This is a genomic window from Bradyrhizobium sp. 521_C7_N1_3, assembly GCF_052075975.1.
Taxonomy (GTDB): Bacteria; Pseudomonadota; Alphaproteobacteria; order Rhizobiales; family Xanthobacteraceae; genus Bradyrhizobium; species Bradyrhizobium japonicum.
Map to the genome: position 1 here is coordinate 5,932,183 of NZ_CP197232.1, position 13,861 is coordinate 5,946,043.

Sequence of the window (13,861 nt, forward strand, 5' to 3'; positions counted from 1 at the left end):
TCGACTCCAAAAGAAAGCTTGCGCGCGTTCAGCGATAAATGTCGGTCCAGAGCTCGGCGGCATCCGGCTCGGGATCATGCTGGGCGAAGTCGGCGGACGCATTGACGATGTCGCGGACCTCGGCGTCGATCGCCTTGAGATCGGCCTCGCTCACCTTGGCTGCGAGCAGGCGGTTGCGCACCTGCTCGATCGGGTCCTGGTCGTGGCGGACTTTTTCGACCTCTTCGCGCGTTCTGTACTTGGCGGGGTCGGACATCGAGTGGCCGCGATAGCGGTAGGTCTGCATCTCCAGGATGAAGGGGCCCTTGCCGGCGCGGCACCAGGCCGCCGCCTCCTCGCCCGCGGCCTTCACGGCGCGGACGTCCATGCCGTCGACCTGCATGCCGGGGATGTTGAAGGACGCACCGCGCTTGGAGAAATCCTGCTGCGCCGAAGCGCGCGACACCGCGGTGCCCATGGCGTAGCGGTTGTTCTCGATGACGTAGATCACCGGCAGCTTCCAGAGCTCCGCCATGTTGAAGCTCTCATAGACCTGGCCCTGATTGGCCGCGCCGTCGCCGAAATAGGTGACGCTGACATTGTCGTTACCACGATAATGGTTGGCGAAGGCCAGACCCGTGCCGAGCGAGACCTGGGCGCCGACGATGCCGTGACCGCCGTAGAAGTGCTTCTCCTTGCTGAACATGTGCATGGAGCCGCCCTTGCCCTTGGAATAGCCACCGCGCCGGCCGGTGAGCTCGGCCATGACGCCGTTGGCCTCCATGCCGGTGGCAAGCATATGACCGTGATCGCGATAGCCGGTGATGACCTGATCGCCCTGCTTCAGGGCCATCTGCATGCCGACCACCACGGCCTCCTGGCCGATATAGAGGTGGCAGAAGCCGCCGATCGCGCCCATGCCGTAGAGCTGGCCGGCCTTTTCCTCGAACCGCCGGATCAGGAGCATGTCGCGGAGCGCTTTGAGCTCCTGCTCTCTGGTGAATTCCGGGGGCGAACCGCCGTCGGTCTTGTCTTGTGGAGTGCTTGCGGCGGCTTTCTTGGGTGCGGCCATGGGAATTCCGGGTCAGAGAAAACTTCAGCCCTCTCTAACCCAAGTCAAACGCCCTTGGAAAGGACCGCGGCGGCATGGCTCGACTTTCATTATGCCGCACTGCAACGTGGCCGAAACTTTGCAAAACCTTTGGCGCCGATCGGGCAACTTTAGCTCACCGGTCAGCGAAGGGAGCGTGAGCCGCCAACGCAGAGAAATCGGACGCGGTGTTTTGTATCCGAAATCCCACGCGCGTCCGATTCGCCGTGCCAGCCTTACCAGCCCAACTCGCGCAAATACGCTGAGCGGGCGGCAACGCCGGTATGCGTGAAGTCGCTGAAGACCCCATCGACACCGAGCCGGTAGAATTTGAGATATTCAAGGCTCGGGTCGCCGCGATAGTCGGCGGCGAGATATTTCTTCTCGTTCCGAAAAGTGAAGACATGGACGAAAAGACCGAGCTTGTGCGCGTCCGCGACGAGGCTGGTCGCGTCCTGCGTCGAAGCCTCCGGCGTCGATCCCTTGTAGGGCGTGCCATCGGCGTTAGTGTCCTTCCACGGCGCGATCTTGAGCGGAACGATGTAGGCCTTCCACGGACCGATGCCCTCGGCATAGGTCTTGATCTCGGCAAGCCCCTCGGGCGTCAGCATCGCATCGTACAAGCGCGCATCGCCCGCAACGGTCCAGTCGAACGGGCGCGAATTCGTGATGTTGTTGAGGAGAACCTTGCCGGTTTTGAAGTCGATTCCGTTGCCGTCGACGAGCTGGACCTGCCGCGCCTGGAGGCCGTGGCTGCGCATATATTTCAGGCTGCCAGGTTCGAAGCTCTGGACCAGAATCGGAGCGTCCTTGGTATTGAGGCCGTTATCGCCAATGATCTTGATCAGGGCATCTTCGAGCGGACGGCTGCCGGCCGCGCCGCAGCCATTGGCGATCGCCTGGGCATTGTTCCAGGTCGGGTTCTTGGTTTCGGGATAGACGAGGATGGACCGCCCGGTCTCCTTGCTCTTGACCTTGGCGATGTCGATGACGTCCTGGAAGCTGATGATCGGGAGCTTGCCGTTGAAGACTTTCGGCCGCTCGTTGGCCGCGTCATAGGTGGTGCCGCCGATCCATTGCTTCAGCTCGGCCATGGTGAAATCGCTGATCGACCAATCGTTGGTATGATCCTCGCCGTCGACGATCAGCGACTTCAGCACCGATTTGGGATCGGCCGGGTCGCTGAGATCCGTCAGGTAATCGGCAGGCACGCCGGTGGCCGACGGGGCCTTGACGCGCACACCGGGCACGGTGCGCTTGCGGGCGGCGACGGCCGCATTGGTCTTTGCCACCTCGACAATGTTGGTGTTGTCGCTCAGCCAGGGGTTATGACGCACGACCAGAACGCAATCCTTGGTCAGGTGCAAATCCTCTTCGAGCGCATCGGTCCCGAGTGCCGCGGCGAGGTCGTACGACGCCTCGGTCTCTTCTGGTACCAGGCCCGGCAGGCCGCGATGGCCAAGGACCAGCGGCGCCTTTCCATCGACGGTCAGGAAGGGCTTGGCGCCGGCTGGCGCCGGGCCGGACTGTGCAAGGGCCATCGACAGCGGCAGCACCGCCGCGCCGAACAGCACCGCTGCGACACCCATTGTCCGTCCTGAACGACTGTTCCGCATCACCAAGCCTCCGTCTTTGCCCGGCATCGCTTCGAATGCCGCGGGCGCCGAACCGAATACGGTCGGCGCTGTCGTATTGTCTCAAGACTCTGACAGACGGATGACGACGGAGAGGGCGGCGCAAGGTTGCTCCGCCCTCTCCTACTCAATCAGATCTTGCCCGATCAGAAGAAGCCAAGCTTCTTCGGGCTGTAGCTGACCAGGAGATTCTTGGTCTGCTGGTAGTGATCGAGCATCATCTTGTGGGTCTCGCGACCGACGCCCGATTGCTTGTAGCCGCCGAACGCGGCATGCGCAGGATACGCATGGTAGCAGTTGGTCCAGACCCGGCCGGCCTGGATGGCCCGGCCGAAGCGGTAGCAGCGGTTGGCATCGCGACTCCAGACGCCGGCTCCCAGGCCGTAGAGCGTGTCGTTGGCGATCGCGAGCGCTTCGTCATCGGTCTTGAAGGTCGTGACCGAGACGACGGGACCAAAGATCTCCTCCTGGAAGATTCGCATCTTGTTGTGGCCCTCGAACACCGTCGGCTGGACGTAGAAGCCGCCGGACAGATCGCCCCCGAGCTCGGCACGACCGCCGCCGGCCAGCACCCTGGCACCCTCCTGCTTGCCGATGTCGATATAGGAGAGGATCTTGGCGAGCTGCTCGCTGGATGCCTGCGCGCCGATCATGGTGTCGGCCGCACGCGGATCGCCCTGCTTGATCGCGGCGACGCGCTCCAATGCCCGCTCCATGAAGCGGTCGTAGATGTCGGCGTGGACCAGCGCCCGGCTCGGACAGGTGCAGACCTCGCCCTGGTTCAGCGCGAACATCACAAAACCTTCGATCGCCTTGTCGAAGAAGTCGTCGTCCTCGGCGGTGACGTCGTTGAAGAAGATGTTCGGCGACTTGCCGCCGAGCTCGAGCGTGACCGGGATCAGGTTCTGGCTGGCATATTGCATGATCAGCCGGCCCGTCGTGGTCTCGCCGGTGAAGGCGATTTTCGCGATCCGCGGGCTGGATGCGAGCGGCTTGCCAGCTTCGAGGCCAAAGCCGTTGACGATGTTGAGGACGCCGGGCGGCAGGAGGTCGCCGATGATCTCGGCCCAGACCATGATCGAGGCCGGGGTCTGCTCGGCCGGCTTGAGCACGACGCAATTACCGGCGGCGAGCGCCGGCGCGAGCTTCCAGCACGCCATCAGCAGCGGGAAGTTCCAGGGGATGATCTGGCCGACCACGCCGAGCGGTTCGTGGAAATGATAGGCGATGGTGTCGTGGTCGATCTCGCCGATCGAGCCCTCCTGTGCACGCACCACGCCGGCGAAATAGCGGAAATGATCGATCGCGAGTGGCAGGTCGGCGGCGCGGGTCTCGCGGATCGGCTTGCCGTTGTCCCAGGTCTCGGCAATCGCAAGGCGCTCCAGATTCTCTTCCATCCGGTCGGCGATCCGGTTCAGGATCGCGGCGCGCTCGGCGACGCTGGTGCGTCCCCAGGCGGCCTTGGCGGCATGCGCCGCATCGAGGGCGGCCTCGACGTCCTGCGCATCGGAACGCGCAATCTTGCAGACGATCTGGCCGTTCACCGGCGAGGCGTTGTCAAAGTACTTGCCGGAGATTGGCGCGACGAATTTGCCGCCGATGAAATTGTCATAGCGTTCGGCAAATGGAACCTGGGTGACGCCGAGGAATTCCACCTTGTTCATTGATCGCTCCCGATGTTTGCTGTTTGCGCAATTCGCCGCGTGTTCACGACTTGCGCCGACGATGTCGCGGGAGCGTTTTCCTGTCAGCCCGGGCGGGAGCGATGGCCGGGGTAACCTGTCGCAGTTCTGCGACAGTCACGGGCGAGGCAAGCGCCCTCAGTGCTTCAGCTCGAACCGCTTCAGCTTCCGGTGCAGCGTGGCGCGACTGACGCCGAGCGCTTTTGCGGCGGCCGACACATTGCCGCCGGCCCGCAGCAGCGCCCGTTGCAGCACCGCGCGCTGGCCGCCGGCGAGATGGTCGTGCGCGGGTTCGCCGCCGAGCAGATCGGCCGCGGGCACCGGCTGCAAGGGACGGCCGGGCGCAATCCCGAGTCCCACGCGCGCGGACCGGGTCGCGCCGATCACGAGATCATCCGCATCGACCGCGACGAGGCCGCCGGCTTGGCCGTCGGCGCCTTGCGTCAGCACGATGCGGGCATGGGCGAAGGCGCGGCGAAACAGATCAGCTTCGATGCGCCTCGCCGCCTCACCTGCCGCGAGCGCGATCAGATTCAAAAACGCATCGGTCCGGTCGGCGCGGCAGGAGGAGACATCGAGCACGCCCGCAAACGCCGCCTCGTGATCGTAGATCGGAACGGCGGTGCAACTCAGAAGTGTGTTGCGGGTGAAGAAATGCTGGTCGCGGTCGATCGTCAGCGGGCGCTGCTCGACGACGCAGGTGCCGATGCCGTTGGTGCCTTCATGCTCCTCGCTCCAGAGCGCGCCGGTCCACAGGCCCCAGGATTGGAACGTCGCATCGTCCACCGCCGTGCCGCGGCGGTCGACCGGCACGCCCGCGCCGTCTGCGAGCAGCACGCAGCAGCCGCTCGCGCCGACCGCCTGATACAGCCGGTCCATCGCGCCTTGCGCGGCGGCGAGCAGCGGCGCGACGCGCTCGCGCGCCTGCCGCAACTCGACATCACTCAGCCGCATCGGCGCGCTGCGGCCGGCGGGATCGAGATGATACAATCGGGACGAACGGCGCCATGAGGCCACCAGCGCGGAGCGCGCGGCCTGGCCTGACGCAATGGCGGCCTCGACGCGGGCCGCGTGATGCCGGGACATTGGCCCATTCATCACTGTTTCCTCCGGTGGCAGTCTAGGCTGCGCCGACACGGCCCGGTTGATCTGCGTCAACTCGGGCAGACGGCGGCAGAAGCCATGGGGCCGTTACTGCGTTGCCGTCAAGGCGGCAGCCCGGTTCCAAGCCTAAGACTTTCGGTAGAATTGCTACACGGTTGTCGGATTTCGGCAGCGGCTTTCGATGCCGGTTTCGAATGCTGCGGAAAGCGCTACTTCGCCGGGATCATCCGAACGAGATCGTGCGGATTGACATAGTCAAGCTGATAGCGCGCCCGCTCGTCCAGCATGTCAGGATCGATCCGCGACGTCCGCAGCAGCGACACGCGCTGCTCGCTCTTCGCGCGCTCGCGCTTGAGCTGAGCCAGCTCGCTCGTCAGCGCGATGATCTCCTGGTCGAGTTCCTGACGAGCGTTGAGACCGTATTTGCCAGTGTAAGCGTTGACGCCGAAATAGCCGACGATAGCGGCCGCCATCGCATAGAGGGCAAGGCCGGTCAGGATCGATTTCAGGCGCGCGCGGGAGACCATCTTGGGAAGATGCGGCAGGTTGGTTAAGGGAGTGCTAATCGTTTCCCCCTTCGCGTTCCCTACCCCAGCCGTCATGCCCGGCCTTGTGCCGGGCATCCACGTTCTTCGTCACCACGAGCCAAGACGTGGATGGCCGGGACATCTAGCGCGAAGACGCGCTTCGCGCTTTTGCCCGGCCATCACGAAGAAGACCTCAGCCGTGGTGCTTGGCCACGTGCGCGGCAAAGGCGTCGACATAGGCCTGGAGGACGGGCTTCAGAGATTCCTTGGTCAGGTTCCCCTCCGCATCGAAGGCATCGCCGACCGCGTTCAGATAGGTCTCCGGCTGCTGCAGGATCGGGCCGGCAATGCCCGGCAGGATGTTCTGCAGCGTCTTGGCCGCGCTGACGCCGCCGAGCGGGCCCGGCGAGTTCGAGATGATGCCGACCGGCTTGCCGTTGAACGAGCTCTTGCCATAGGGGCGCGAAGCGACGTCGATGGCGTTCTTCAGCACGCCCGGGATGGCGCGGTTGTATTCGGGGGTGACGAAAATGACGCCGTCCGACTTCTGCAGCTTCTCGCGGAAAGCCAGCCAGTCCGCGGGCGGTGCGCCCTCGAGATCCTGGTTGAAGAACGAGATGCCTGCCAGCGTGATGACCTCGAGCTTGAGCGAGGCCGGCGCGAGTTTTGCGAGCGCGTTGGCGACCTTCAGCGAAAAGCTGTCCTTGCGCAGGCTGCCGGCGATCACGACGATGTTGTAGGCCATGGATTGTCCTTGGGGGCTTGAGCGGAAGTTCCGGGGCGGCACTTAAGCGATCCAGCCCGATCGATGCAAGTGCATGAACCGGTCCCGTTTGGAAACGCTGAGTTTCCCGAAAGCAGATGGTCGCTACGATCCAAAAACAATCAGGCCGCCCGAAGGCGGCCTGATGTTTCTCGCGAACCCCTGGCCCGGTTCAGATCGTCGGATTCCAGGCCGACGGGATCAGGCGGTATTTCGCGCCGTCCTTCTCGACATGCCCCACCGAGGGGAAGGTGAAGTGGAAGCCGATCACCGTCGCCTTCTCGGCCGCCGCCATGTCGTAGAATTTGTGGCGGGTGGCCTGCGCCAGCGCGGCGTCGTTGTCGAACGCCACGTGCCAATCCGGATTGCGCAGGAAGAACTCCGGAATGTTGGTGACGTCAGACTGGATCAGCACCTTCTTGTCGCCAGAGGCCACCGCGAACGAGGTGTGCCCCGGCGTATGGCCGGGCGTCGCGATCGAGGTGATGCCCGGGGCGACCTCCTTGCCCCACTCATACTTCGTGACCTTGGATTCGAGACCGGCAAAGGTCTTCTTCACGTTGGCGAAGTAGTTCTTCGTCATGTCGTTCGGAGCCTTGGCCGCGTTCTCGTCGCTCGCCCAGAACTCCCAATCCTTCGCCGGCACCATGATCTCCGCATTCGGGAACGCGAGCGCGCCGTCGGCGAGACGAATGCCGTTGGTGTGATCAGGATGGAGATGCGACAGCAGCACGACGTCGATGTTCTTCGGGTCGACGCCCGCAGCGGCGAGGTTCTGCAGCGTACGGCCGACCGCGCCCTTGCTCGGCTCGAGATTGGCAACGCCGTTGCCGGTGTCGATCAGGACCAGCTTCGAGCCGGTGTTGATGAGTTGCGGATTGAACGGCACCGTGACCATGCCCTTCGGCATGTACGCCGCCTCGCCCGCGGCCAGCGCTTCCTCCTTCGGCAGGTTGACCACGAACTTGTCCGGCATCGGGAAGGTGCGCGCGCCGTCATTGATCGAGGTGCACTCGTAGCTGCCGACCTTGTAGCGATAGAAGCCGGGCGCCTGCGCCCCGCTTTGCGGCACCGAGGCACTGGCAGTGGTCGGTCCAAGTCCGGTCACGGCCGCCGCGCCAATAGCGGCCGCGCCCGCGAGCAGGTCGCGGCGATTCAGATCAGTCATGGAAGTGTCCCCTTCTATGCTTGCGGTTGCCCCGCCTTCAATTGCGGCGCGAATGTTCTCCCGCTTCGCTCAGAAGGCAAGTCCTTCTTTGGATGGTGTGCCGTGGCACATCACGAAGATTTATTTGGGTTGATGAGGAATTTTTCGCCGGTGGCCCGTTTGGCGTAGACCGCGATGTTGGCGGGATCGAGCGCCTCCTGAAGCGACACCACCTTGGTGTAGTGGCTGGCGAAGGTCGTCTTCAATTCGTCGACGACGCGCTGGCGCAGCCTGGCTCCGTCCGCCTGCCCGATCTTCATCAGGAACGGAAACAGCAGCCAGCCGCCAACGCCCCAGGCCATACCGAAGCCGCGCGGCAGCTCGATCGGGCGGATGTCGAGCGCGCCGTAGACGTAGACCTGCTTGTGCACGTTGGAGCCGTAGCGGCTGTATTCCTTGGCGGTCTTGTTGATCGCGGCTTCCATGCAGTTGAGGATGTCGCCGGCCAGCTTGCCGCCGCCGATGGCATCGAAGGCGATGGTGGCGCCGGTCTCGACCAGCGCATTGGTGAGATCGCCGAGGAAGCTCGGTGCGGTGGAATCGACGACGTATTTGGCGCCGATCTTGTGCAGGATGTCGGCCTGCTCCTTGCTGCGCACGATATTGACCAGCGGAATGCCGTCCTTGATGCAGATCTTGTTCAGCATCTGGCCGAGATTGGAGGCGGCCGCGGTGTGCACCAGCGCCTTGTGCCCCTCGCGCCGCATGGTCTCGGTCATGCCGAGCGCCGTGAGCGGATTGACGAAGCAGGAGGCGCCTTCGGCCGGCGTGGTGCCCGCCGGCAGCGGCAGGCACTCGCGCACTTTCAGCGTGCGGTACTGCGCGTACATCGCGCCGCCGATCATCGCGACGGTCTTGCCCATCAATGCTTTCGCGGCATCGGACGAGCCGGTCTTGATGACGACGCCGGCGCCTTCGTTACCGACCGGCATGGACTCGTCGAGCCGGCCGGCCATCGCCCGCATCGCGCCCTCCGGCACCTTCGCGGTGATGACGGGAGCGTCCTTGGCGCCGGACGCCTTCGCCGTACTCATATCGGCGGCGCCGACGAGGAGGCCGAGGTCGGACGGGTTGATCGGCGCCGCCTCGACGCGGACGACGACCTCGTCCGCGGCGGGCTCGGGGGTCGGCACGTCGACGAGCGAGATTTCGAGCTCTCCGCTGGTCTTGATCAGCGAACGCAGTTGCAGTCCGGTCTTGCCGTCGCTCATGTCGATCCTCCCCTGTCCTTGCCAGAACGCCGGCTTATGCCAGCGCCTTCAGTGCCGCCTTGCCGCCGTAGAGCGCCTGCTTGCCGAGCTGTTGCTCGATGCGCAGGAGCTGATTGTATTTGGCGGTGCGGTCGGAACGCGCAAGGGAGCCGGTCTTGATCTGCCCGCAATTGGTGGCGACCGCGAGGTCGGCGATGGTGGAATCCTCGGTCTCGCCGGAGCGGTGCGACATCACTGAGGTATAGCCGGCCTTGTGCGCCATCTCGACGGCGGCGAGCGTCTCGGTCAGCGTACCGATCTGGTTGACCTTGATCAGGATCGAATTGGCGCGGCCGGCCTTGATGCCTTCGGCCAGGCGCTTGACGTTGGTGACGAAGAGATCGTCGCCGACCAGCTGGCACTTCTTGCCGATGAGGTCGGTGAGTTCCTTCCAGCCGTCCATGTCGTCTTCCGACATGCCGTCCTCAATGGTCACGATCGGATAGCGCGACACCAGGTCTGCGAGGTACTTGGCCTGCTCCGAGATCGAGCGGGTCTTGCCCTCGCCTTCATAGACGTACTTGCCGTCCTTGAAGAACTCGGTCGAGGCGCAGTCGAGGCCGATCACGATGTCGGTGCCGGCCTTGTAGCCGGCCTTGCCGATCGCGTTCATGACGAATTCGAGCGCGGCGTCAGCCGACGGCAGGTTCGGAGCGAAACCGCCCTCGTCGCCGACATTGGTGTTGTGGCCGGCCTTCTTCAATTCCGACTTCAGGGTGTGGAACACCTCCGCGCCGTAGCGCAGGCCCTCGGCAAAGGACGACGCGCCCACGGGGAGGATCATGAACTCCTGGAAGTCGATCGGATTGTCGGCATGCACACCGCCATTGATGATGTTCATCATCGGCACCGGCAAGAGACGCGCCGAGGTGCCGCCGACGTAACGATAGAGCGGCATGTCGAGCGAGTTCGCGGCTGCCTTGGCGCAGGCGAGCGAGACGCCGAGGATGGCATTGGCGCCCAGCCGGCTCTTGTTCGGCGTGCCGTCGAGGTCGATCATGATCTGGTCGATCTGGGCCTGCTGCTCGACATCGAGGCCGCTCAGGGCCTCGAAGATCTCGCCATTGACGGCGCCGACGGCCTTGGTGACGCCTTTGCCGAGATAGCGGGCCTTGTCGCCATCACGCAGTTCCACCGCCTCATGGGCGCCGGTGGAGGCGCCGGACGGCACCGCGGCACGGCCGAGCGCACCATCTTCCAGCACGACGTCGACCTCGACGGTGGGATTGCCACGGCTGTCGAGAATTTCGCGGCCGATGATGTCGATGATGGCGGTCATGATGTGCAATTCCGTTCGTTAGGGCTGATCGGTGCCGGGGGTCTTACACGGGCCGCAAGCAAATGTGAACGCTTGGACGGCGTGCTTCGACTGACGCGTGAAGGGGCTCGGACTATCCTTGAGGTCGCCTGCTCTGCGCGTCCAACCTCAATCTGAAACAGTCGGGGTAACGCCATGAACCGCCGCCAGTTTCTTGCCTCCAGCGCTTCCCTCCTCGCCGTCCGCCCAAGTTTCGCGCAGGAGGGCCTGTTCCGGACAAAATATTTCCCCATCAGCGCCGGCATCGGCCTGCACGACCTCGCCCCCGCTCGCGACGGCACGGTCTGGTTCACGGCGCAGGGCAAGGGCATGCTGGGCAGGCTCGACCCCCGCGATGGCAGTTTCAAGACAGTCAGCCTCGGCCAGGGCGCCGCGCCGCACGGCGTGACGATCGGCCCCGACGGTGCCCCCTGGATCACCGAGGGCGGCCAGAACGCGATCGCCCGGGTCGATCCCGGCGATCTCAAGGTCACGCTGTTCCGACTGCCCGAAAAATTCGCTTACGCCAATCTCAACACCGGCGTGTTCGACAAGGAAGGCACCTACTGGTTCACCGGCCAGTCCGGCTATTACGGCCGGCTCAAGCCGGGATCGGGCGAGATGGACGTGTTCAGGGCGTCCAAGGGTGTTGGCCCCTACGGCATCGCGGTGACGCCCAAGGGCGAGGTCTGGTACGCCTCGCTGGCCAGCAGCTACATCGCGAAGATTGACCTTGCGACCGGCAATGCCGCCGTTGTCGAGCCGCCAACGCCGAGCCAGGGGGCGCGTCGGGTCTGGTCGGATTCGCAAAGCCGGATCTGGGTCAGCGAGTGGAACAGCGGTCACGTTTCGGTGCACGATCCCGCCAACGGCTCCTGGAAAACCTGGAAGCTGCCGGGCGATCACCCCCGCACCTATGCCGTCTATGTCGACGACAAGGACAAGGTCTGGCTCACCGATTTCTCCGCCAATGCCATCGTCCGCTTCGATCCCACGACCGAGCGGTTCAACGTTTTCGCCAGCGACAAGGCCAATGCCAATGTGCGCCAGCTCGACGGCCGCCCGGGCGAGCTCTGGGGCTGCGAGTCCGGCAACGACCGGATCGTCATGATCCAGACGATCGCGGCCGGTTGACGACGGCGACATTTGCGTCCATCCCGGCACCCTCTGGAGCGCGATCTTATCGCGCTCCGGTTTTTGAGTTGAGCATGATCTTTCGAAAAACCGGTGCCCACTTTGCGCTAACGCGGCCCTCCGGGTCCGGATCATGCTCGAACAGGATGTGACGACGATGGCGAAGAAATCCCTCCAGCTCGGCCGCGCGGTCGAATGGCCGCACACACCGGAAGAAGCCCAGCTCGACCGCGTGCCCAATCCGCAAAAGGGCACGGACTATCTGGTGCGCTTCACCGTGCCGGAATTCACGTCGCTGTGCCCGGTCACGGGACAACCGGATTTCGCGCATCTGATGATTGACTACGCGCCCGGCCCGTGGCTGCTGGAGTCGAAGTCGCTCAAGCTCTACATCGCGAGCTTCCGCAATCACGGCGCATTCCACGAGGACTGCACCGTGATGATCGGCAAGCGCATCGCGAGCGAGATCAAGCCGAAGTTCTTGCGCATCGGCGGCTACTGGTATCCGCGCGGCGGCATCCCGATCGACGTGTTCTGGCAGACCGGCCGCGTGCCGAAGGGATTGTGGGTGCCAGAGCAAGGCGTCGCGCCGTATCGCGGACGGGGTTAGTTGGAGACGAATGACGATGACATCGATATCAGTAACATTCCGCAACATTGCCTTCGGCGTTCTAACCGTCCTGTGGCTGACCGGCGCGGCCGAAGCTGCCGAGGTCCATGTGATGATCTCGGGCGGATTGACGGCTGCCTACAAGGCGCTCGTGCCGGAATTCGAGAAGGCCACCGGCAACAAAGTGCTGACGGAATATGGGCCGTCGATGGGGACGACCACCAATGCGATCCCGGTCCGGCTGGAGCGCGGCGAACCGGCCGATGTCCTGATCCTGGTGGGCTATGCCCTCACCGACCTCGCCGGCAAGGGCAAGGTCGTGGCCGGCAGCCAGGTCGACCTCACCAGATCGCCGATCGGCGTTGCCGTGAAATCGGGTGCGCCGAAGCCGGACATCGGCTCGGTGGAGGCGGTCAAGCGCGCGCTCTTGGCGGCGAAAACGATCGCCTATTCCGATAGCGCCAGCGGCGTCTACGTCTCGACCGAGATGTTCGACAAGCTTGGCATCGCCGACGTCATGAAGGACAAGGCGCGCAAGATTCCGGCAACACCCGTCGGCGAGATCGTCGCGCACGGCGAGGCCGAGCTCGGCTTCCAGCAGATCAGCGAGCTGAAGCCCGTGAAGGGCATCGATATCGTGGGACCGCTGCCGAACGAATTGCAAAAGATCACGATCTTCTCGGCCGGAATCGCGGCCGGCTCGAAGGAGCCCGAGGCCGGGCGTGCCCTCATAAAATTCCTCGCCTCCCCCGCCGCGCGCGAAGCGATCATCGCAAGCGGGATGGAGCCGATCCCGGCTGGGGGTGCGAATTGAGGCAGGCCTACTCCACGCGCGGGTCCTGATACGCCCTCAACAGATTGGCTTCGCCACCCTTGGTCAATCGGAGGCTGCTGAGGCCTTCTTGACCGGACCGAGATCTCGCGCCGGATAGTTGGCGCCGGATTCGACGATGTGTCGCCGCACTGCTGCAACGAGCGCGGCGAGATCGCGAGCCTCGATCGCATCGACGATCTCGACATGATGCGCAGCACTTCTCTGCAGCTCGGCGTTCGAGGGCCACAAAGCAATCGGCCCTGGTCTGGCGCGATTTCTGATTTCCACGATGAGGCTGGCGAGCGATTGGTTCGCTGCATGGCGATAGATCTCGTCGTGAAAGGCTGCGTTGGTATTTGCCTGATCCGCCTTGCTGCCGCGCGCCACGGCATCTTCGAAGATTTGCTGAGCCTGCTTGATCTTCTTGAGTTCGTCGGGGCCGATATTCGGTAGCGCCTGCGTGGCCGCTTCAACCTCGAGCAGCGTGCGGATCGCCAATATCTCGCGAACGACATTCAAGTCGGGTTGCGCGACCCGGTATCCGCGATTTTCGACATGCGTCACCATCCCGCTTGCGGCAAGCTGGGTCAGCGCACTCCGGACGTCAAACCGTTTGGCAGCGAAGGCTTCCTCCAGGTCGATCTGGCGCAGCCATTCGCCCGGTCGGTAGTCGCCTTGCAGGATGGCGGCACCGATTTCCGCCGCCAACAGCCTCTTCTGCTCCTTCCGTACTTTCATGGCTGCTTCCCTTTTCGGAGCGCTTGACTTGC

General features: G+C 64.1%; 13 protein-coding genes. 3 read left to right on the forward strand and 10 right to left on the reverse strand.

The window, feature by feature from the left end; genetic code table 11:
* Positions 1–28: 28 nt before the first annotated feature.
* The 9 genes from pdhA to eno form a co-directional block, all read right to left on the reverse strand.
* Positions 29–1,051, reverse strand: a complete 1,023-nt coding sequence (gene pdhA, locus AB7008_RS27630; protein WP_014495012.1) for a pyruvate dehydrogenase (acetyl-transferring) E1 component subunit alpha — start codon at positions 1,049–1,051, stop codon at positions 29–31.
* A gap of 254 nt (positions 1,052–1,305) precedes the next feature.
* On the reverse strand, positions 1,306–2,658 hold the full coding sequence (locus AB7008_RS27635) for a glycerophosphodiester phosphodiesterase family protein (protein WP_441259828.1): 1,353 nt from the start codon (positions 2,656–2,658) through the stop codon (positions 1,306–1,308).
* Positions 2,659–2,849: 191 nt separating this feature from the next.
* On the reverse strand, positions 2,850–4,367 hold the full coding sequence (gene adh / locus AB7008_RS27640) for an aldehyde dehydrogenase (RefSeq protein WP_441259829.1): 1,518 nt from the start codon (positions 4,365–4,367) through the stop codon (positions 2,850–2,852).
* 156 nt (positions 4,368–4,523) lie between these two features.
* Positions 4,524–5,483, reverse strand: a complete 960-nt coding sequence (locus AB7008_RS27645; RefSeq protein WP_441259830.1) for a GAF domain-containing protein — start codon at positions 5,481–5,483, stop codon at positions 4,524–4,526.
* Between the two features lie 215 nt (positions 5,484–5,698).
* On the reverse strand, positions 5,699–6,016 hold the full coding sequence (locus AB7008_RS27650; RefSeq protein ID WP_028149600.1) for an FtsB family cell division protein: 318 nt from the start codon (positions 6,014–6,016) through the stop codon (positions 5,699–5,701).
* Between the two features lie 193 nt (positions 6,017–6,209).
* On the reverse strand, positions 6,210–6,761 hold the full coding sequence (locus AB7008_RS27655; protein WP_248877771.1) for an NADPH-dependent FMN reductase: 552 nt from the start codon (positions 6,759–6,761) through the stop codon (positions 6,210–6,212).
* 190 nt (positions 6,762–6,951) lie between these two features.
* Entirely contained in the window at positions 6,952–7,947 is a 996-nt protein-coding gene (locus AB7008_RS27660; RefSeq protein WP_304489962.1) for an MBL fold metallo-hydrolase, read from the reverse strand.
* A gap of 110 nt (positions 7,948–8,057) precedes the next feature.
* Positions 8,058–9,197 carry a zinc-binding dehydrogenase gene (locus AB7008_RS27665; RefSeq protein ID WP_441259831.1) on the reverse strand — a complete coding sequence of 380 codons (1,140 nt, stop codon included), beginning with the start codon at positions 9,195–9,197 and terminating at the stop codon, positions 8,058–8,060.
* A 34-nt stretch (positions 9,198–9,231) separates the two neighbouring features.
* Positions 9,232–10,515 carry a phosphopyruvate hydratase gene (gene eno, locus AB7008_RS27670; RefSeq protein ID WP_028149603.1) on the reverse strand — a complete coding sequence of 428 codons (1,284 nt, stop codon included), beginning with the start codon at positions 10,513–10,515 and terminating at the stop codon, positions 9,232–9,234.
* A gap of 174 nt (positions 10,516–10,689) precedes the next feature.
* On the opposite strand from eno, the gene AB7008_RS27675 reads away from it, so the two are divergent.
* The 3 genes from AB7008_RS27675 (at position 10,690) to AB7008_RS27685 (ending at position 13,091) form a co-directional block, all read left to right on the forward strand.
* The gene (locus AB7008_RS27675) at positions 10,690–11,667 is read left to right on the forward strand and encodes a Vgb family protein (protein WP_304489963.1); all 978 of its coding nucleotides are present in this window, start codon (positions 10,690–10,692) and stop codon (positions 11,665–11,667) included.
* A 133-nt stretch (positions 11,668–11,800) separates the two neighbouring features.
* Positions 11,801–12,277, forward strand: coding sequence for a preQ(1) synthase (gene queF / locus AB7008_RS27680; RefSeq protein ID WP_041960296.1), 477 nt, complete (start codon positions 11,801–11,803; stop codon positions 12,275–12,277).
* Between the two features lie 16 nt (positions 12,278–12,293).
* Positions 12,294–13,091 carry a substrate-binding domain-containing protein gene (locus AB7008_RS27685; protein ID WP_441259832.1) on the forward strand — a complete coding sequence of 266 codons (798 nt, stop codon included), beginning with the start codon at positions 12,294–12,296 and terminating at the stop codon, positions 13,089–13,091.
* Positions 13,092–13,154: 63 nt separating this feature from the next.
* Here AB7008_RS27685 and AB7008_RS27690 read toward each other — a convergent pair whose 3' ends face one another.
* Complete coding sequence (locus AB7008_RS27690) at positions 13,155–13,799, reverse strand: GntR family transcriptional regulator (RefSeq protein ID WP_248877782.1); 645 nt, start codon at positions 13,797–13,799, stop codon at positions 13,155–13,157.
* Positions 13,800–13,861 lie beyond the last annotated feature (62 nt).

What these genes read in the sequence shown, in the direction of transcription:
- pdhA (WP_014495012.1), bottom strand. Translation starts at nt 1,051, where the DNA reads ATGGCCGCACCCAAGAAAGCCGCCGCAAGCACTCCACAAGACAAGACC.
- AB7008_RS27635 (WP_441259828.1), bottom strand. Translation starts at nt 2,658, where the DNA reads ATGGGTGTCGCAGCGGTGCTGTTCGGCGCGGCGGTGCTGCCGCTGTCG.
- adh (WP_441259829.1), bottom strand. Translation starts at nt 4,367, where the DNA reads ATGAACAAGGTGGAATTCCTCGGCGTCACCCAGGTTCCATTTGCCGAA.
- AB7008_RS27645 (WP_441259830.1), bottom strand. Translation starts at nt 5,483, where the DNA reads ATGAATGGGCCAATGTCCCGGCATCACGCGGCCCGCGTCGAGGCCGCC.
- AB7008_RS27650 (WP_028149600.1), bottom strand. Translation starts at nt 6,016, where the DNA reads ATGGTCTCCCGCGCGCGCCTGAAATCGATCCTGACCGGCCTTGCCCTC.
- AB7008_RS27655 (WP_248877771.1), bottom strand. Translation starts at nt 6,761, where the DNA reads ATGGCCTACAACATCGTCGTGATCGCCGGCAGCCTGCGCAAGGACAGC.
- AB7008_RS27660 (WP_304489962.1), bottom strand. Translation starts at nt 7,947, where the DNA reads ATGACTGATCTGAATCGCCGCGACCTGCTCGCGGGCGCGGCCGCTATT.
- AB7008_RS27665 (WP_441259831.1), bottom strand. Translation starts at nt 9,197, where the DNA reads ATGAGCGACGGCAAGACCGGACTGCAACTGCGTTCGCTGATCAAGACC.
- eno (WP_028149603.1), bottom strand. Translation starts at nt 10,515, where the DNA reads ATGACCGCCATCATCGACATCATCGGCCGCGAAATTCTCGACAGCCGT.
- AB7008_RS27675 (WP_304489963.1), top strand. Translation starts at nt 10,690, where the DNA reads ATGAACCGCCGCCAGTTTCTTGCCTCCAGCGCTTCCCTCCTCGCCGTC.
- queF (WP_041960296.1), top strand. Translation starts at nt 11,801, where the DNA reads ATGCTCGAACAGGATGTGACGACGATGGCGAAGAAATCCCTCCAGCTC.
- AB7008_RS27685 (WP_441259832.1), top strand. Translation starts at nt 12,294, where the DNA reads ATGACATCGATATCAGTAACATTCCGCAACATTGCCTTCGGCGTTCTA.